The sequence below is a fragment of the Microbacterium esteraromaticum genome (genome assembly GCF_900163815.1).
GTDB lineage: Bacteria > Actinomycetota > Actinomycetes > Actinomycetales > Microbacteriaceae > Microbacterium > Microbacterium esteraromaticum_B.
In genome coordinates this window covers 41,809-59,872 of record NZ_FUKO01000019.1, presented here as the reverse complement: position 1 = coordinate 59,872, position 18,064 = coordinate 41,809, and the positions used below count along the sequence as shown (strand labels likewise).

General features: G+C 68.1%; 16 protein-coding genes. 7 read left to right on the top strand and 9 right to left on the bottom strand.

Annotated elements, in window-relative coordinates:
• Positions 1 to 18 precede the first annotated feature (18 nt).
• On the top strand, positions 19 to 450 hold the full coding sequence (locus FM104_RS05735; protein WP_087130500.1) for an Lrp/AsnC family transcriptional regulator: 432 nt from the start codon (positions 19 to 21) through the stop codon (positions 448 to 450).
• Positions 451 to 931: 481 nt separating this feature from the next.
• Here FM104_RS05735 and purH read toward each other — a convergent pair whose 3' ends face one another.
• Genes purH through FM104_RS05720 form a run of 3 tightly spaced genes read right to left on the bottom strand, consistent with a single transcriptional unit; the run spans position 932 to position 4,435 of the window.
• The gene (gene purH, locus FM104_RS05730) at positions 932 to 2,539 is read right to left on the bottom strand and encodes a bifunctional phosphoribosylaminoimidazolecarboxamide formyltransferase/IMP cyclohydrolase (protein ID WP_087130499.1); all 1,608 of its coding nucleotides are present in this window, start codon (positions 2,537 to 2,539) and stop codon (positions 932 to 934) included.
• A gap of 41 nt (positions 2,540 to 2,580) precedes the next feature.
• The gene (gene purN / locus FM104_RS05725) at positions 2,581 to 3,162 is read right to left on the bottom strand and encodes a phosphoribosylglycinamide formyltransferase (protein ID WP_087130498.1); all 582 of its coding nucleotides are present in this window, start codon (positions 3,160 to 3,162) and stop codon (positions 2,581 to 2,583) included.
• 4 nt (positions 3,163 to 3,166) lie between these two features.
• Positions 3,167 to 4,435, bottom strand: coding sequence for a cell division protein PerM (locus tag FM104_RS05720; RefSeq protein ID WP_179206690.1), 1,269 nt, complete (start codon positions 4,433 to 4,435; stop codon positions 3,167 to 3,169).
• A 92-nt stretch (positions 4,436 to 4,527) separates the two neighbouring features.
• Here FM104_RS05720 and FM104_RS05715 point away from each other — a divergent pair, with 92 nt between their 5' ends.
• Both FM104_RS05715 and FM104_RS05710 read left to right on the top strand, forming a co-directional pair.
• Complete coding sequence (locus FM104_RS05715; RefSeq protein ID WP_087130497.1) at positions 4,528 to 6,006, top strand: NCS2 family permease; 1,479 nt, start codon at positions 4,528 to 4,530, stop codon at positions 6,004 to 6,006.
• Positions 6,007 to 6,170: 164 nt separating this feature from the next.
• Positions 6,171 to 6,917, top strand: a complete 747-nt coding sequence (locus FM104_RS05710) for an SDR family NAD(P)-dependent oxidoreductase (RefSeq protein ID WP_087130496.1) — start codon at positions 6,171 to 6,173, stop codon at positions 6,915 to 6,917.
• 72 nt (positions 6,918 to 6,989) lie between these two features.
• On the opposite strand, the gene sucD is transcribed toward FM104_RS05710, so the two are convergent.
• Both sucD and sucC read right to left on the bottom strand, forming a co-directional pair.
• On the bottom strand, positions 6,990 to 7,892 hold the full coding sequence (gene sucD, locus FM104_RS05705; protein WP_087130495.1) for a succinate--CoA ligase subunit alpha: 903 nt from the start codon (positions 7,890 to 7,892) through the stop codon (positions 6,990 to 6,992).
• 23 nt (positions 7,893 to 7,915) lie between these two features.
• Complete coding sequence (gene sucC / locus FM104_RS05700; RefSeq protein WP_087130494.1) at positions 7,916 to 9,082, bottom strand: ADP-forming succinate--CoA ligase subunit beta; 1,167 nt, start codon at positions 9,080 to 9,082, stop codon at positions 7,916 to 7,918.
• Between the two features lie 129 nt (positions 9,083 to 9,211).
• On the opposite strand from sucC, the gene FM104_RS05695 reads away from it, so the two are divergent.
• Positions 9,212 to 9,871: a TetR/AcrR family transcriptional regulator gene (locus FM104_RS05695; protein ID WP_087130493.1), complete on the top strand. Its 660-nt coding sequence runs from the start codon at positions 9,212 to 9,214 to the stop codon at positions 9,869 to 9,871.
• 98 nt (positions 9,872 to 9,969) lie between these two features.
• On the opposite strand, the gene FM104_RS05690 is transcribed toward FM104_RS05695, so the two are convergent.
• On the bottom strand, positions 9,970 to 10,467 hold the full coding sequence (locus FM104_RS05690) for a hypothetical protein (RefSeq protein ID WP_143738261.1): 498 nt from the start codon (positions 10,465 to 10,467) through the stop codon (positions 9,970 to 9,972).
• A gap of 106 nt (positions 10,468 to 10,573) precedes the next feature.
• On the opposite strand from FM104_RS05690, the gene FM104_RS05685 reads away from it, so the two are divergent.
• Positions 10,574 to 12,022, top strand: a complete 1,449-nt coding sequence (locus FM104_RS05685) for a phytoene desaturase family protein (RefSeq protein WP_087130491.1) — start codon at positions 10,574 to 10,576, stop codon at positions 12,020 to 12,022.
• Positions 12,023 to 12,220: 198 nt separating this feature from the next.
• Positions 12,221 to 13,255, top strand: coding sequence for an ATP-dependent DNA ligase (locus tag FM104_RS05680; protein WP_087130490.1), 1,035 nt, complete (start codon positions 12,221 to 12,223; stop codon positions 13,253 to 13,255).
• 49 nt (positions 13,256 to 13,304) lie between these two features.
• On the opposite strand, the gene ligD is transcribed toward FM104_RS05680, so the two are convergent.
• The 3 genes from ligD to FM104_RS05660 form a co-directional block, all read right to left on the bottom strand.
• The gene (gene ligD, locus FM104_RS05675; protein WP_087130489.1) at positions 13,305 to 14,342 is read right to left on the bottom strand and encodes a non-homologous end-joining DNA ligase; all 1,038 of its coding nucleotides are present in this window, start codon (positions 14,340 to 14,342) and stop codon (positions 13,305 to 13,307) included.
• Positions 14,343 to 14,386: 44 nt separating this feature from the next.
• On the bottom strand, positions 14,387 to 15,400 hold the full coding sequence (locus tag FM104_RS05670; protein ID WP_087130488.1) for a biliverdin-producing heme oxygenase: 1,014 nt from the start codon (positions 15,398 to 15,400) through the stop codon (positions 14,387 to 14,389).
• Positions 15,401 to 15,495: 95 nt separating this feature from the next.
• The gene (locus FM104_RS05660; RefSeq protein WP_179206689.1) at positions 15,496 to 16,626 is read right to left on the bottom strand and encodes an SseB family protein; all 1,131 of its coding nucleotides are present in this window, start codon (positions 16,624 to 16,626) and stop codon (positions 15,496 to 15,498) included.
• Positions 16,627 to 16,666: 40 nt separating this feature from the next.
• Between FM104_RS05660 and glsA the strand changes: the two genes are divergently transcribed.
• The gene (gene glsA / locus FM104_RS05655) at positions 16,667 to 18,061 is read left to right on the top strand and encodes a glutaminase A (RefSeq protein WP_179206688.1); all 1,395 of its coding nucleotides are present in this window, start codon (positions 16,667 to 16,669) and stop codon (positions 18,059 to 18,061) included.
• Positions 18,062 to 18,064: the final 3 nt, after the last annotated feature.

Genomic DNA, 18,064 nt, shown 5'->3' with positions numbered 1-18,064 from the left:
TGCTGTACATTTTGTGTCATGAGCACTCTCGATGACCTCGATCGCCGTCTGCTGTCGCTGCTGCGCGCGAACAGTCGCGAATCGGTCGTGAACCTCGCGCGACGCCTGGGGGTGACCCGGGCAACCGTCGACAGTCGTCTTCGTCGCCTCATCGACAGCGGGGTGATCGTCGGCTTCTCTGTGCGGGTGCGCGACGCCTCAGCAGCATCCGTCGTGCGGGCGATCATGCTGATCGCCGTGGAGGGGCGCAATACCGGCGAAGTCATCCGAAGCCTGCGGGGTGTGCCGCAGATCGCCGCGCTGCACACGACGAACGGCCGCTGGGATCTCGTCGCCGAGGTGAGCTGCGACAGCCTGGCGTCGTTCGACGAGACCCTCGGCACGATCCGCGAGATCGACGGCATTCGCGACAGCGAGAGCAGCATCCTGCTGAGCTCCGCCACAGTCTGACGGCGCCGAACGCACTCCCCGCCCCCTCCCTTTTTCGCCGAGACCCCGCCCTGTCGCCGACACCCCGGGCTACGGACGCCCACAGCCCGGGGTCTCGACAGCAAGTTGGGGTCTCGACGATTTCTCACGCGACAACGAAGCGCTGTCCCCCGCGCGAAGCGCAAGAGCGCTCCACCCGCAGAGGGGCCCCGCGCCGCCGAGGCTCGCGGCAGCGCGGAGCGCTGTCCCCCGCGCGAAGCGCAAGAGCGATCGACATGTAGAGGGGCCCCGCGCCGCCGAGGCTCGCGGCAGCGCGGAGCGCTGTCCCCCGCGCGAAGCGCAAGAGCGATCGACATGTAGAGGGGCCCCGCGCCGCCGAGGCTCGCGGCAGCGCGGAGCGCTGTCCCCCGCGCGAAGCGCAAGAGCGATCGACATGTAGAGGGGCCCCGCGCCGCCGAGGCTCGCGGCAGCGCGGAGCGCTGTCGCGAGTGCGGCGTGGGGATTAGTGGAAGAAGTGACGCTCTCCGGTGAAGAACATCGTCACGCCCGCCTTGCGCGCAGCATCCACCACTTCGCTGTCGCGCACCGATCCACCCGGCTGCACGATCGCCGCGATACCGGCGTCGAGCAGCACCTGCGGCCCGTCGGCGAACGGGAAGAAGGCATCGGATGCCGCAACCGAACCCGCAGCGCGATCGCCGGCGCGCTCGACGGCGAGGCGGCAGGAGTCGACCCGGTTGACCTGTCCCATGCCGACGCCGACCGTGGCATTGTCCTTGGCGAGCACGATCGCGTTCGACTTCACCGCGCGGCACGCCTTCCACGCGAAGATGAGGTTCTCCATCTCGGCATCGTCGGGGCGCTCACCAGAGACGAGCTCCCAGTTCTTGGCCACCGAGACGATGTCGTCGGGGAACCGATCGGCATCCTGCAGCAGCATGCCGCCCGAGACGAGACGCACATCCATCCGCTCCTGCTGCCAGTCGACCGGCAGCTGCAGCAGCCGCAGGTTCTTCTTCGCCTTGAAGACCTCGCGGGCGGCCGGCTCGAAGTCGGGGGCGACGATGACCTCGGTGAAGATGTCCTTCAGGTTCTCGGCCATCTTCAGCGTGACGGTGCCGTTCGCCGCGATGACGCCGCCGTACGCCGATACCGGGTCGCACTCGTGGGCGCGCAGGTGGGCGCTGGCGATCGGGTCGAGGGCGTTGGGTGCGGTCGTGGCGATGCCGCAGGGGTTCGCGTGCTTGATGATCGCGACGGCGGGCAGCACCATGTCGTAGGCGGCGCGCAGGGCGGCATCCGCGTCGACGTAGTTGTTGTACGACATCTCCTTGCCCTGCAGCTGCGTGGCCTGCGCGATGCCGTGGCCGCCAGCGCGGGTGTAGATCGCGCCGCGCTGGTGCGAGTTCTCGCCGTAGCGCAGCGTGGCGAGACGTTCGGCCTTCACTGTCAGGTGGGCGGGCAGGTCGCCGTCCTCGGCGAGCGTGCCCTCGGCGAACCACTGCGCGACCGCGGAGTCGTAATTGGCGGTGTGCGAGAAAGCGCGGGCCGCCAGCTCACGGCGCTGAATAAGGCTGGTGCCCCCGGCCTGCACCGACTCGATGATGGCCGGGTACGACTCAGGCGACACGACGATCGCCACGTTCGCATGGTTCTTCGCCGCGGCGCGCACCATCGCGGGCCCACCGATGTCGATCTGCTCGACGATGGCGTCGGGCTCAGCGCCCGAGGCCACGGTCTCGACGAACGGATACAGGTTTACGACGACGAGTTCGAAGGGCTCGATGCCGAGGTCGGCGAGCTGGTGCTCGTGCTCTTCGAGGCGCAGGTCTGCCAGCAGGCCGCCGTGCACGTTCGGATGCAGGGTCTTGACCCGACCATCGAGCATCTCGGCCACGCCGGTGACCGAGGCGACGTCGGTGACCTCGTGGCCGGCATCGCGGATGGTCTGCGCGGTCGAACCGGTCGATACCATCTCGACACCAGCACCGGCCAGAGCCTCGGCAAGCTCCAGAAGCCCGGTCTTGTCACTCACCGATACGAGCGCGCGCCGCACGGGCACGGTGTCGCGGTGACGGTACAGCGAGGGGTCTAAGCGAGGGCCGGCCATGATGATGCTCCTTCGTTTGGTCGTTCGGTCGTTCCGGATGATCAACGGGTGAGGGCGAGCTCGCCGGTGGCGATGCGTCGCACGACGTCGATGAGCAGACGCCGCTCAACCGGCTTGATGCGGTCGTGCAGCGCTGCCTCGGTGTCGCCCGGCAGCACGGCGACGCGCTCCTGGGCGAGGATCGGGCCGCTGTCGACGCCGTCGTCGATCACGATGATGCTCGCGCCCGTCTGCTCAGCACCCGCTGCAAGCGCGTCACGCACGCCGTGCGCGCCGGGGAACTCCGGCAGGTACGCGGGGTGAGTGTTGATGATGCGCGGCGCGTAGCGGGCGACGACGGCGGCCGGCAATAGCCGCATGAGACCGCTCAGCACGATGAGATCGGGGTTCCAGACGTCCAGCTGAGCGGCGACCTCCTCGCCCCAGGCTTCACGACTGGTGTGCGCGGCCCATGGCACGGTGAAAGTCGGTATGCCGAACTCTTCCGCGTGCGCCAGACCTTCTGCCTCGCGGTCAGCGCCGACGACGACGACGCGCGCGGGATAATCCGGGTGGCTGGCAGCCTCGAGCAGGGCTCGAAGATTCGAACCGGCCCCAGAGATCAGAACGGCGAGCGTCAGCACCCGGTCAGTCTACCGGGGTGGTGAGCTGGTCCATTTCCGCCCGCCACCGGTCGGTGCGCTCTTCGGCGAGCTCGTCGTGGTGGCGTGGGGTCAGCAGCAGGATGCCGCAGCCGATGAGCACCTCGATGCCGATGGCCAGAGCGAACGGCCCGACGGAAGGGCCAGCTTCGGCAAGTCGACCTGGTCCGAGCGACCCCGATGCCAGCACGGCGGCGATGGCGACCACACCGGCGGAGATCACGGCGATCCCCGCAGCGATCGCAGCGCGCGGCCCGTAGCCGGCGCCAGTTCCCTCCCAGACGAGGCGAGAGCGCACGATCCAGCCGGCGAATGCGCCGCAGGCGATGGGCACGAGCACGATCACCAGCATCCACATCGACGAATGCTCGGGAAGAAGCCCCAGCACCGGGATGCCGGGGACGACGCCCAGCTCGGTTCCGACCGGCGACACTGACGTGCCGGCCCCGAGCGCGAAGCCCGAGCCGGAGATCCAGCTCGCCGACCAGACCAGCAGCGTCGGCAGATAGGCGAGGTGGGCCATGGTGAGCATGGTCGCACCGAGGATGTCGACGTGCGCCGCCTCGAACAGCGCGATCACCTGTCCCCCGCGCAGCACCGTCATCGCGGCGAATCCGATCGCGGCGGCACCGGTCAGCGCCATAACGACGGCAGCAGCACCGCGCATCGCTTCAGCAGGCACCGGCGCCCAGTCGCCCCAGCCGTCCACAAGATCGTGGATGCGATCGATGATGCCGTCGTCGCCCTCGGACCAGGCGTGCTTCACCGCCCCCAGCAGCAGGCCCACCAGATAGACGGATGCCGGGACGACGATCGCGACCCACTGCTCGACCCGCAGCACGGCGGAGTGCGCGGTGAGGCCGATCAGCGCACTGATGGCCGCGAAGGCGATCGCGCCTGAAGCCACGCCTGTCGGCCACGCGCCGGCAACAGCGGTGCGTCGGCCGGAGCGCACCGCGAACAGCAGAGTGAACACCATGATCGCCAGCGGCGGCACGGAGAGCGCGAAGTGCGCAGCATCCTTCGAGATCGCCAGAGTCGACAGCAGCTCATCCGGGAGCACGACATCGAGCGGCGCACCGTGGGCGAACTGCCAGAGCGTGCCGCTGACGGGCCACAGGGCGCCCCAGTCGGCGGAGAGACCGAAGGCCAGCACCCAGAGCAACGTCAGCGGAGCAAGCACGACGACGATGCCCACGACGGCCGCGATGGCGGCGTCGAGAGCAGCGAGGAGCACGACGATGACACGTTGCATGACGAATCGAGCCTACGACGCGTCCTGCCGTGCTCAGTTCGGCCACGCGCGAGAGCGCGGACACGATAGGTTTTTCTGCGGAGGTCTCCCCGATGACAACTGCCCCTGCGCACCCAGACACCGAGAGCAAGCCCACAGGCGCCCTCGATCGCTACTTCGAGATCACGAAGCGAGGATCGAGCTTCGGCGCCGAGATCCGCGGTGGACTCGTCACGTTCGTGACGATGGCGTACATCGTCATCCTCAACCCGATCATCTTGTCTGGAAAGCCCGACGTCGCGGGCAACATGCTCGACTTCGGCGCGGTGGGGGCGGCGACCGCGCTCACTGCCGGGGTGATGACGATCCTGTTCGGTCTCATCAGCCGGCTGCCATTCGGCTTCGCCGCCGGGCTCGGCATCAATGCGTTCGTCGCGTTCAGCGTCGTCGGCCAGGTCACCTGGCCCGAGGCGATGGCGCTGGTCATGATCAATGGCGCGCTCATCGTGCTGCTGGCTGCCACCGGGCTGCGGAAGGCGATCTTCGATGCCGTGCCGTTCCAGCTGAAGATCGCGATCACGGTCGGCATCGGTCTGTTCATCGCCTTCATCGGGTTCGTCAACTCGGGCTTCGTCACCGCGACCGGCTCCGCTTCACCGCCGGTCGGCCTCGGGGTGAACGGCTCCGTCGCGACGGTCCCGACCGTGCTGTTCGTGATCACTCTGCTCGTCACCGGCATCCTCGTCGCGCTGCGAGTCAAGGGCGGGATGCTCATCGGTCTGGTGACCGGAACCGTGCTCGCCGTGATCGTCGAGGCCATCTGGAAGATCGGCCCGCGCACCTTCGATGCCGAGGGCAACGTCGTCAACCCCGGCGGCTGGGGCCTCACCGTCCCCGCGCTGAACGGTTCGCCGGTGAGCCTGCCCGACCTCAGCATCATCGGCCAGGTCGACTTCGCATTCGATCTCGGCAAGGTCAGCTCCGTCGCGCTGGTGATGATCGTCTTCACCCTGCTGTTCACGAACTTCTTCGACGCCATGGGCACCATGACCGGGCTGGCGAAGGAAGCGAACCTCGCCGACGAGCACGGCGACTTCCCCCGCATCAAGTCGGCACTGATCGTCGAGGGCGTCGGCGCGATCGCCGGTGGCGCCACCTCGTCGTCGTCGAGCACCGTGTTCATCGAGTCCGGCGCCGGCATCGGCGAGGGGGCGCGCACCGGCTTGGCGAATGTCGTCACCGGAGTGGTGTTCCTGCTCGCGATGTTCCTCACTCCCCTGACCTCGATCGTTCCAACCGAGATCGCAGCCGCAGCGCTGATCATCGTCGGTGCCATGATGATGGCCCAGATCCGCTTCATCGACTTCGGCGACTTCCGCGTGCTGCTGCCGGTGTTCCTCACCGTCAGTGTGATGCCGCTGACCTATTCGATCGCCAATGGCATCGGCGCGGGCTTCGTGAGCTGGGTCGTCATCCACGCACTCTCGGGCCGCGCGAAGAAGATCAGCCCGCTGCTGTGGATCGTGGGAGTCGGCTTCCTCATCTTCTTCGCCCGCGGGCCCATCGAGATGCTCTTCGGCGCCAGCATCTGAACCCGCCATCCGGTGATGATGTAGCGCATCGCCGGGCATCACGAGCGACATTTCGCCGATTGCGCATGTGCGCCTGTGCTCGCCTCCTCGGGAGTAGCCTCGCCTGAAGGAGGCGAGTTCACCGCCGGTCGGCCAGACCCCGTGCTCGCCGTGAAGGGATCACAATGCTGTTCGAAGACAAGGTCGCTCTCGTCACTGCGGCCGGAGCGGGAATCGGCCGCAGCATCGCCGTCAAACTGGCAGCGGAAGGCGCACGCGTCGTCGTCTCCGACGTCGATGACACCGCTGGTGCAGAGACGGTCGCACTGATCGTGGATGCCGGAGGCTCGGCGGTCTATCAGAGCGCCAACGTCGCCGACGATGCCCAGGTGCGAGCACTGGTCGCGCGCGCCGTCGACGAATACGGCGGGCTGGATCTCGCCGTGAACAACGCCGGCCTCGGAGCCGCGCCCAAGCCTCTGCAGGACATCAGCGACGCGGAATGGCAGCGCACCATCGACGTCACGCTCACCGGCACGTTCCAGTCGATGCGGGCCGAACTCGCGCACATGACCGCGCAGGGGCACGGCGCCATCGTCAACATCGCATCCATCGCCGGTCTGCAGTCGACTTCGCAGCTGTCCCCCTATGGTGCGAGCAAGCACGGAGTGGTGTCGCTGACGCAGTCAGCTGCGGCGGAGAACGCGGCATCCGGCATCCGCATCAACGCCGTCGCACCGGGGCCGATCATCACCGCAGCGCTGGCGTCGCTGCCTGAGGAATCACGCCGCCGCTACGCCGACGAGGTGCCGATGAAGCGTCTGGGCGACCCGGAGGACATCGCCGAGGCGGCATCCTTCCTGCTCTCGGATGCCGCATCGTTCATCACCGGCGTCACCCTGCCCGTCGACGGCGGCTCGCTCGTGCGCTGAGCCGCCAGACGTCAGGCATAGAAGAAGGCCCCGGGGTGGAGCCCGGGGCCTTCTTCTTCAGCTTAGCTCAGATCAGAGCGTCTCGATGATCGCGCGCATCAGGTCAGCAGCTTCGCTCGGCGTCTTGCCGACCTTGACCCCGGCGGCCTCGAGAGCCTCCTTCTTGGCCTGTGCGGTCCCCGCAGAGCCGGAGACGATGGCGCCGGCGTGGCCCATGGTCTTGCCCTCGGGAGCGGTGAAGCCCGCCACGTAGCCGACGACCGGCTTGGTGACGTTGGCCTTGATGTAGTCGGCTGCGCGCTCTTCTGCGTCGCCGCCGATCTCGCCGATCATGACGATCGCCTTGGTCTCGGGGTCAGCCTCGAAGGCGGCCAGCGCGTCGATGTGCGTGGTGCCGATGATCGGGTCGCCGCCGATGCCGATGGCGGTCGAGAAGCCCAGATCGCGCAGCTCGAACATCATCTGGTAGGTCAGCGTGCCCGACTTCGACACGAGACCGATCGGCCCCTTGCCGGTGATGTTCGCCGGCGTGATGCCGACAAGCGCCTCGTCGGGGGTGATGATGCCCGGGCAGTTCGGCCCGATGATGCGGGTCTTGTTGCCCTTCTCGATCGCGTAGGCCCACGCCTCGGCGCTGTCACCGACGGGCACGCCCTCGGTGATGACGACCAGCAGCGGGATCTCGGCGTCGATGGCCTCGATCATGGCGTCCTTCGTGAAGGCGCCCGGCACGAAGGCGATCGACACGTCGGCGCCGGTCTCCTTCATCGCTTCGGCGACCGATGCGAACACCGGCAGCTCGACGGCGTTGCCGTCCTTGTCGGTGTGCGCGACCGTCGTGCCCGCCTTGCGGGCGTTGACGCCGCCGACGACCTGGGTGCCTGCCTTCAGCATGAGGGCAGTGTGCTTGGTGCCTTCGCCGCCGGTGATGCCCTGGACGATGACCTTGGAATCCTTGTTGAGGAAGATCGACATTTTTCTAGTCCTTCTCAGTCAGGTCAGGCGTTCGCCAGCTCGGCGGCCTTGTCGGCGCCCTCGTCCATGGTGGCGGCGAGAGTCACGAGCGGGTGGGCGTATTCAGCGAGGATCGCGCGGCCTTCGTCGACGCGGTTGCCGTCGAGGCGCACGACGAGCGGCTTGGATGCCGCGTCGCCGAGGGTTTCGAGCGCACCCTTGATGCCATTGGCGACGGCGTCACAGGCGGTGATGCCGCCGAAGACGTTGACGAACACGCTCTTGACCTGCGGGTCGCCGAGGATGACATCGAGACCTGCGGCCATGACGGATGCCGAAGCGCCGCCACCGATGTCGAGGAAGTTCGCGGGCTTGACGCCGCCGTGCTTCTCACCGGCGTAGGCGACCACGTCGAGAGTCGACATGACCAGGCCGGCGCCGTTTCCGATGATTCCGACTGCGCCGTCGAGCTTGACGTAGTTGAGCCCGCTCTCCTTGGCCTTGGCCTCGAGGGGGTCGGCAGCATCCTTGTCCTCGAGCGCAGCGTGCTCGGGGTGGCGGATCTCGGAGGCGTTCTCGTCGAGCGTGACCTTGCCGTCGAGGGCGATCACGTCGCCCTCCTCGGTGAGCACGAGCGGGTTGACCTCGACGAGCGTCGCGTCTTCACCCTTGTACACGTCGTACAGCTTGACGAACACGTCGGAGACGGACTCGAGCAGCTCTTCGGGGAAGTTCGCGGCCTTGGCGATCTCGAGAGCCTTCGCCTTGTCGATGCCGGTGAGCGGGTTGACCTCGACGCGCGCGAGCGCCTCGGGCTTCTCGACGGCGAGCACTTCGATCTCCACGCCGCCCTCGACCGAGCACAGGCTCAGGTACGAGCGGTTCGCGCGGTCGAGCAGCACCGAGAAGTAGAACTCCTTGGCGATGCGAGCGCCTCCGGCGACCATGACGCGCTTGACGATGTGGCCCTTGATGTCGAGACCGAGGATGGCCTTGGCCGCCTCGTACGCCTCTTCGGGGTTCTTGGCGACCTTGACGCCGCCGGCTTTGCCTCGTCCGCCGATCTTGACCTGCGCCTTGACGACGACGACGCCACCGAGCTTCTCTGCCGCTGCTTTCACCTCCTCGGGGGTGTCAGCGACAATGCCGGGAAGAACCGGCACTCCGTAGGATTCGAAAAGGTCACGTGCCTGGTACTCAAAGAGATCCACAGTGCAGTCCTTCGCTGGTTGCGGCGGATGGGACCGACAGTCTTGTCGGGTGTCGAGTTGAGTCGACCCGATCCCCCAGCCTACTACTGCTGGCGACATCACCCGCACGCCCGGTCTAGGCTCTCCCCTATGCAGCATCCGACTCAGCTCCGCACCGGCGTCGTCGCGGCAGCGCTCGAGCTGTTCGCCAAGCAGGGATTCGAGGCGACCTCCGTCGAGCAGATCGCGAAGGCCGCCGGTGTCTCGCGCTCCACCTTCTTCCGGCAGTTCGGCGGCAAGGAGGACGTCGTCTTCACCGACCACGAGGAGATGCTGCAGGAGCTGCGGGCGTTCCTCGATGAGCCGCATGACGACCCGTGGCTGGCGGTCTGCGAAGCATCCGAGCGCGTGTTCGGCTACTTCGTCCGCGACCCCGAACTCGCCCGTCGCCGCTACGAAGTCGTGCGCGAGGTGCCGGTTCTGCGTGAACGCGAGATCGTCACGGTCTTCCGCTACGAGCGGCTGTTCGACGAGTACCTGCGCGCGGCGCTGCCCGGCATCGCGCCGATCGACGCGGTCGGGTTCTCGGCGCTGGTGACGGCGGTGCACAATCACGTGCTGCGGCAGCTGCTGCGCGGAAACGCGGTGCCCGTGGAGACGCTGCACACTGCCCTCAACGACGTCCGTCGCCGATACGGGGTGCTCGCGGAAGACGCCGACCCCGCCTCAGACGATGTCGTCGTGGCGGTGTTCCCGCGCTCGATGCCGATTGCCGAGATCTCACGGCGCGTGCAGGCCGAACTGTCCTGAGATTGCTGGCGAAGCTGCGCGCTTTTCAGCATCCGAGATCAGGCGATCCGGCCGGATCACCTGTTCTCTGCGGATGGCGGATGCTGCCGCGGATGCTGTCAGTCGTCGCAGGCGCACTTGCCCGAGGCGTTGCGCACCATGAAGCACACATCGCACTGGCCGTACTCGCGCTCGTTGAGCTTGGTGGCGCGTGCGGCACGGGGCGCAGCCTTCGGCGCCGCGGCGCTGCGAGGACCCGCTGCACGCTTCGCTGAGGCTTTCGTGGCCACCTGTGCGGCGGGATACGTCACGAAGTAGAACGGCTCACGGCCCTCGCTGGGCAGCAGCGGCAGTGCACGACCGCCCACTGTCGGTGCCTCTTCGGCGGTGAAGCCGTTGATGTAGGTCTTGCCGATGTGCAGCGGTGCGCCCTCTTCACGCCGGAGAGCTTCGATGTAGCGCCCCCGGTCGATGAAGCTGGAGATGCCGACTGATTCGGTGAGCGCGCCGATGAACTCGTGGTTCTCGACGGGAATTCGGTGCGCTCGGAGTGCTTCGGCGAGAGTTCGATACGGGCGGGAGGTTCCTGCGGGGGTAGGCCCCTGGACTTCATTCATCACCTCAAGGATCTCACGCGCAGATGGACGTTGGTTGCCAGTTTCGGTGCGAACTTCGCAGGGATCGACGACCAGACGGGCGGATGCCGCGTGGCACACTGAGTGCATGGCACGGGCGACGGTGATCGGCAGCGGCCCGAACGGACTCGTCGCGGCAGTTTCGCTGGCGCGCGCCGGCTACGCGGTCGAGGTTCTCGAGGCATCCGACACCGTCGGCGGCGGAGTGCGCACACAGCTGGGCCCCCTTCCCGGCTTCGTCGCGGATGTCTGCTCGGCCGTGCATCCGGCCGCCGTCACATCGCCCCTCTTCCAGGCTTTCCGCCTCGCAGAGAAGATCGAGTGGATCACCCCGGAGATCTCCTACGCGCATCCGCTCGATGGCGGCCGTGCCGCGGTCGCGTGGCGTGATCTCGAGCGCACCGCCGATGGTCTCGGTGCAGATGGCGCGGCGTGGCGCGCGCTGTTCCGCCCCCTTGTGCGTCGGCTCGACGGGGTGGTCGATTTCACCGGCGATGCTCTGCTTCGGATACCGCGCGACCCGATCGCGGCGGTGCGCTTCGGGCTGCGGATGCTGGAACAGGGCACACCGCTCACGCGCCCCACTCTGCGCACCGAAGCGGGCGCAGCGCTGCTGGCCGGCGTCCTCGCTCATGCGAACGCTCCGCTCCCCTCGCTCGGCGCCGCCGCCGCCGGGCTTCTGCTGGCTTCCCACGGGCACGCTGCCGGGTGGGCCTATCCTCGCGGCGGAGCGCAGCGCATCGCGGATGCTCTGCTTGCTGATCTGACCGCGCATGGCGGCAGCATCCGCACCGGCGAGCACGTGCGCGATCTCGCCGACCTCGACTGGGGCGATCCACGCCGCGGCGACCTGCTGGTGCTGAACAGCTCACCGAGACTCGCTCTCACGCACCCCGACATTCCCTCCCGCTACGCGGTCGCGTTGCGCGCCTACCGGTACGGTGCAGCTGCGGCGAAGGTCGACTTCGCGCTCGACGGGCCCGTTCCATGGGCGAACCCGCTCGTCGCACAGTCGCCGACCGTGCACGTCGGCGGCACCCGAGCCGAGATCTGGGCGAGTGAGAACGCTGTCGCGAGAGGAACGGTCAGCGACCGGCCGTATGTGCTCGCCGTGCAGCCGTCGGTGCTCGACGACAGCCGTGCGCCCGCGGGCCAGAGCGCACTGTGGACGTACATCCATGCGCCCGCGGGGTCGGAGTTGGATGCCACCGAGCTGATCACCCGCCAATTGGAGCGCTTCGCCCCTGGTTTCCGAGACCGAGTGCTCGCCAGTCGCGCCGTGCCAGCATCCGGTCGCGAGATGCTGAATCCGAGCGAGATCGGCGGTGACGTCTTCGGCGGCGCGTTCACGATGCGCCAGGCTGTTCGGCGACCGGTGCTCGCACGCGCGCCGTGGCGCACCCCGATGCGCGGCGTGTACCTTGCATCCGCCTCCACTCCCCCGGGCCCGGGCGTGACCGGGATGCCGGGCTGGCACGCCGCGCGCACTGCGCTGCGCGATGCCGGTCTCCCCCACGACCTGCCCGACTTGTTCTGACCGCACCCTCTTCTGACCGCGTCGCTCTCGCCGAGTGCACGGGACGTCGCCAAGTGCACGGACTCTTCGCGCGAATGTCCCGTGCAGTCGGCGAGATCTCGTGCTGTCGACGGCGCGGGTGGAGGGCCCAGGGCGCGCGGGTGTGGAAATCAGGGGAAGCGGGTTGCGGTGGCGGGCTGTGCGAGAGCTAATAGACGCATGTACGAGATCCCCGCGCCGATGCTCGCGAAGGCCGCAGCGTCCATCCCCGACCCGGCGAAGCGGCCGATGCTGTACGAGCCGAAGTGGGACGGGTTCCGCGGGCTCATCGCGTGGGACGGCGAGACGCTCGAGATCGGCTCCCGTGGTGCGAAGCCGCTGACCCGCTACTTTCCCGAGCTCGTCGAGCGGCTGTCGGCGATCCTGCCTGGGCCCTGTCTGCTCGATGGTGAGATCGTCGTCGCCACCGGTCCCGCTGGCGCGCAGCGACTGGACTGGGAGGCCCTCAGTCAGCGCATCCACCCGGCAGCCTCCCGCGTCGCGAAGCTCGCCGACGAGACGCCGGCGATGTTCATCGCCTTCGATCTGCTCGCCGAGGGCAGCGAAGACCTGCAACCGCTGCCGTTTCGCGAGCGGCGCGCACGGCTGGAGCGGATGCTGGCCGCCGCCCCGCCACCGCTGCATCTGACCCGCACCACCGATGATGCGGACCTCGCCCGCCGGTGGCTAGCCGAGTTCGAGGGTGCCGGGCTCGACGGGGTCGTGGCGAAGCCGCTGGATGATCCGTACGCGCCGGGCAAGCGCACGCTGATCAAGATCAAGCATGCGCGCAGCGCCGACGTCGTGGCGCTCGGCTATCGGGTGCACAAGAGCGGCTCTGGCGTCGGCTCGCTGCTGGTCGGGCTATACGGCGACGATGGTGTGCTGCGCCAGGTCGGAGGGGTGGCCGCGTGGACGGATGCCATGCGCCAGCAGCTCGTCAAAGATCTCGCACCTCTGGTGGAACGCAATGCCGAAGGACAGGCCGTCACCGGAGAGGGCGAGCGCTCGCGGTTCACCGGCTCGAAGGATGTGTCGTTCGTGCGGCTGCGTCCGGAGCGGGTGCTGGAGGTGCGCTACGACCAGCTGGAGGGCACGCGCTTCCGCCACACCGTGCAGTTCGAGCGCTGGCGCCCCGACCGCGATGCGGCGTCGTGCACGTACGACCAGCTCGAGACGGTCGCCGGCTACGACCTCGCCGACGTGCTGGACTGAGCAGCGATGCACTGAACTGAGTAGCGCCGTGCTGGACTGAGCAGCGCCGTCAGTCCCAGTTCTCGGCGACCTTCTTGCTCGGCTGCACGCGCGGCGGCTCGCCGGGCATCTTCGGGAACTCCGGCGGGAAAGACAGCTCGCCGAGTCCGTTCTCGACATCGCGATCCCACCACTTCAGCAGCGTGTCGATCCGTCCGGGCGCACGTTGCATCTCTGCCCACGGGTCGCCGAGCTCTGCCAGGCGTGCGGGGATCGTGCGCACGGTGAACCGCTGCGGGTCCACCTCGTCGAGTTCGTCCCAGTGGATCGGTGTCGACACCGGCGCTCCGCGCTTCGCACGCGGGCTGTAGGCGCCGGCCATCGTGCGGTCGCGGTTGGCCTGGTTGAAGTCGACGAAGATCCGCTCGCCGCGCTCTTCCTTCCACCAGTTCATGGTCACGCGATCCGGCATCCGTCGCTCCAGCTCGCGCCCCGCGGCGATCACCGCATGCCTCACGACGAGGAACTCCCACTCGGGCACGATCGGGCAGAACACGTGCAGCCCCCGGTTGCCGCTGGTCTTGATGAACGCCTCCAGCCCCGCCTCATGCAGCACGGCGCGCAGTTCATGGGCGGCGACGACCGCTTCGACGATGCCGGTGCCCGGCTGCGGGTCGAGATCGATGCGCAGCTCGACAGGGTTGTCGGTGTCGGATGCCAATGATGCCCACGGATGGAACACGACGGTGTTCATCTGCACGGCCCACACGATGGCGCTCGGCCGAGTGAGCACGATCTGCGGATGCCGCCTACCGCTGTTGTAGGTCACGGTCACCGCCTCGACGAAGTCGGGGGTGCCCTTCGGCGGGTTCTTCGAGAAGAAGCCCTCGCCCTCGATGCCATCGCGGAACCGCTCCAGCGAGACCGGCCGGTGGCCATTGGCCGCCAGGAACGGCTCTGCCACCTGCTGCGCATAGTCGGCGTATTCGGCTTTGGTGATGCCATCACCGTCGTCAACGGGCCAGACGATGCGGTTCGGGCTCGACAGCGCGACATCGCGATCGCCGTCGGCGTCGGTCACGGTGAGGGTCACGCGCTCAGAGGCCATGGCTTGAGGCTAGGTCGTCGTCGCGTTCCCGACAAGGGCAGACGTCAGGCAGCGACGCGCGTGCGCGCGAGGTCGACGAAGACCGCTGTGTTGAAGCCGTATGCGGCCCGCACCTCGTCGAGCATCCGCAGCTTCTCTTCCTCGGTCAGCGTCTCGCCGAACACGTCCAGTGCGGCACGGTACGCGTCCTTGAAAGCGCCGAGGTCGCCCAGGTCGGTGAAGTCGTAGAACGCCACGCCGTCACCGTCGAAGCCGAACTGCTTGCCGACGCGGCGCGAGATCACCTGGCCGCCGGACAGGTCGCCGAGATACCGGGTGTAATGGTGCGCGATGATGCCGGGCAGCCAGCCGTCTTCCGCAACCTGGGTGATGCGCTGCGCGTACGCGATCGTGGCGGGCACCGCCTCGATGCGCTCGCGCCAGCTCTCCCCCAGCAGATGCGTCAGGTCGCGCTCCAGCGTCGCCAGGCGTCGCAAGGACTCGGGGTGCAGTCCGGCGAGCGCCGGGGTGTCGACGATCTGCTGCGTGGCCGCCTCGAGGGCTTCATACATGAAATAGTGCTGTGCGACGAGATCGGTGTAATCGTCGATGGTGCCCTTGCCGCGCATGATGTCGGCCATGAACGTGGCGCCTTCGCTGTCACCGTGGTCGCCCCAGGTGGCGGTGCGGATGCGATGTGCGAACCCCTCGCCTTCGGGGGCAGCCGCGGCGCCGTGGGGCGCGTGCGCCGCGCCCTCCGCGTGGTCGGATGCTGCGGGAGCATGCTCTTCCCGCGGGGAGATGCCCAGCTTCTCGCAGGCTGCACGGTAGAGCATGACCACGGCGCGGCGAACCTGCGGACGATCGGACAGCTCTCCGTTGGGCCAGCCCACAGTCAGCTCGTGCTCACCAGCGTCATCGGTGACACGCCACGTGCCGCCGTGCGCATCCAGCGAAGTCATCACCGACTTCGTCGCTGCGGGGTGCCCGTAGGCCCGCGCGATCAGCAGACTGTCGTCGGTGTGGTCGTCGTTCATATGCGCGGTCACGGCCGCGATGACGGAGTCGTCGAAGAGCATGAGCAAGCGTTCCCCTAACGCCCGGCCGCTGACCAGGCAAGGCTTGCCTATTCTAGGCAGGTTTGCGCGCTCGGGGCACGTGCGACTCCGGCAGGTCAGTCGTCGCCGAGGTCGATCGCCAGCACGAGCACGGCGCTCAGCGCGTCGCGCTCCACAGCGATCGAGGGGCCGCCGACATCGACGAGCACACCCGCGATCTCGGGGTGTTCACTGAGCACCTTCGCGAGCTGCTCGGGCTTGAACGGCATCGGCTTGTCCTGGCGGCCGAGAGCGACAACCTCGAGCGGATGCGAGAACACCTGCAGAAAGCGGCGCCCATCCGTCGTGTGCGCCTCAGCGATCCCCACCGGCTGCCCATTGCCGCCGTCATTCACGGCCACCCAGCTGCGCGTCTTCGCCAGCGCCTCGCCGATGCGCACGGGCGTCTGCTCGTCGCGTGGCGCCGCCATCAGGGTCTTCACCGACATGTCTTCGTCGCCCTGATCGAGCGCCTTCTGCAGCAGCTCGGTCGGGAACACCGCGCGGTGGGGTGCCGAGGAGTTGTCGATGATGACGCCCGTGAAACCGCCGGAGACGACCTGCTGATAGACCGAGGTCACCGGCTGGGCGATCGCGGACGTGGACGCGGCATCTTCAGCATCCTGTACCGACGCGCGCAGCGCCGCACCGGAGCTGTAGGCGAGCATGAACGATCGGTCGCCGTCGCGGACGACGCCGACCGAGAGCGGCTTGCCCGAGCTGATCTGCTCGCGAGCATCGCCGTGCACCCGCAAGTAGAGGTGCCCTTGCAGCGATTGGCGCATCACGCCGAGGAGCTGCTCGTTGCTCGCGCCCTCTTCGAGCTCGGCGAGGGCTTCACGCAGCAGCACGTTGTCGTTGAGGCCTTCGACCGTGTGGGTCTGCTCGGGCGGCAGCGCGGCCGCAAGCGGAAGCCTGGGGGCGGCCTTCTGGTCATCGGGCATGCCCGTGGTAGAGACCGAGCGCAACCGCTGCGGCACCTCATCGCCCGTCGCCGGAGTCGCCTGCGCCTCTGGTTCCTCCAGGTTCACCTCGGGGCCAGCATCCGCACCGACTCCACGAAAGGCCTGCACGGAGATGCCGATCTCGGGTACGGACTCAGCGGGAGCGTCCGGGGTCTCCGGCTCTGGTGCGACTTCCGCTTCAGCGGACGTCTGCACCTCGGGGACAGCGTCATCGGTCTTCTTGCGGCGGGAGAACAGAGCCATATCTGTCAGCCTAGCCCGCGCCGCCCGTAGCATGGTGGCCATGGCCGCCCCCGAGAAGCTCTCCGGCATCGTCACGTCGTTTCTCGATGTCGTGCACGATCGCCTCATCACCGATACTCGAGGAGCGGTGGCCGACTACATTCCGCAGTTGGCGGAAGCGGACCCGAATCTGTTCGGCATCGCGCTGTGCGGGCTCAACGGGCACGTGTACGAGAGCGGCGACACCGATGTCGATTTCACCGTCCAATCCGCCTCGAAGCCGTTCGTGTACTCGCTCGCCCTGGATGACCGCGGGCTCGATGCCGTCCACGCCCGCGTCGGTGCCGAGCCCAGCGGCGAGGCATTCAACTCGGTCAAGCTCGAAGCCGGAACCGGGCGCCCGCCGAACCCGATGGTCAACGCCGGCGCGATCGTGACGACCTCTCTGGTCAGAGGGGAATCATCTGAAGAGCGCTTCGCGCGCATTCTCGCCCGACTCAGCGCGTTCGCCGGCCGAGACCTGAGCGTCGACGAGGCCGTCTTCGACTCCGAGCGGGAATCGGGCGACCGCAACCGCGCCCTCGCCTACCTCATGCACAGCGCGGGCTCGCTCGCCGCGCCCGTGACCGAAACCCTCGACACCTATTTTCGCCAGTGCTCGGTGCTGGTGACCGCTCGTGACCTGGCGGTGATGGGCGCGACGCTGTCGAATGGCGGCGTGAACCCGGTCACCAACGAGCGGGTGACGAGCGCGGAGACCTGCCAGCACGTGATGACCATCATGGCCACCTGCGGCATGTACGACTACGCCGGCGAATGGCTGCTGCGCGCCGGCCTTCCGGCCAAGTCGGGCGTTGCCGGCGGACTCGTCGCCAGCTCGCCCGGTGAGTTCGGCCTCGGCCTGTTCAGCCCTCGGCTCGACGCGAGCGGGGCGAGCGTGCGCGGGGTCGTCGCGGCCCAGCGGCTCGCGACCCGATTCGGCCTCCATGTGCTGCACCGCCCGCTCACGCTGTCGGCCGCGGAGGTGACGGCGGCGAACGACGAGCTGGCCGCAGGGCTGGGCGCGGAGCAGGACGCCGCGGCCACGCAGATTCTGCAGCAGAACGCCGACGACCTGGCGGTGTGGCGTCTTCGCGGGTACATCGACTTCGACGGCGCTGAGCGCCTGCTGCTCAATCTCGATGCCTGGCTCGACGCGCGCCCGGCCGACCGCGACTCGCCAGCGGTCATCGTGCTCGATCTGACCGAGGTGACGCAGCTGCAGTCCGTGGCGATGTGGATGCTGGCAGCGCTCGCCTCCTGGTGCCGTGAGCGCGGCATGCGTGTGATCGCCAGCGACCCGCTGGGACGCAGCCTCGGCGTCGCAGGACTGTCGCAGACGGCCGACTTCGACGGTGCGATGCGGGACGCCGCCGCCACCGCCGGCGTCGGCCAGGAGGACGAGGAAACGCCCTAGAGA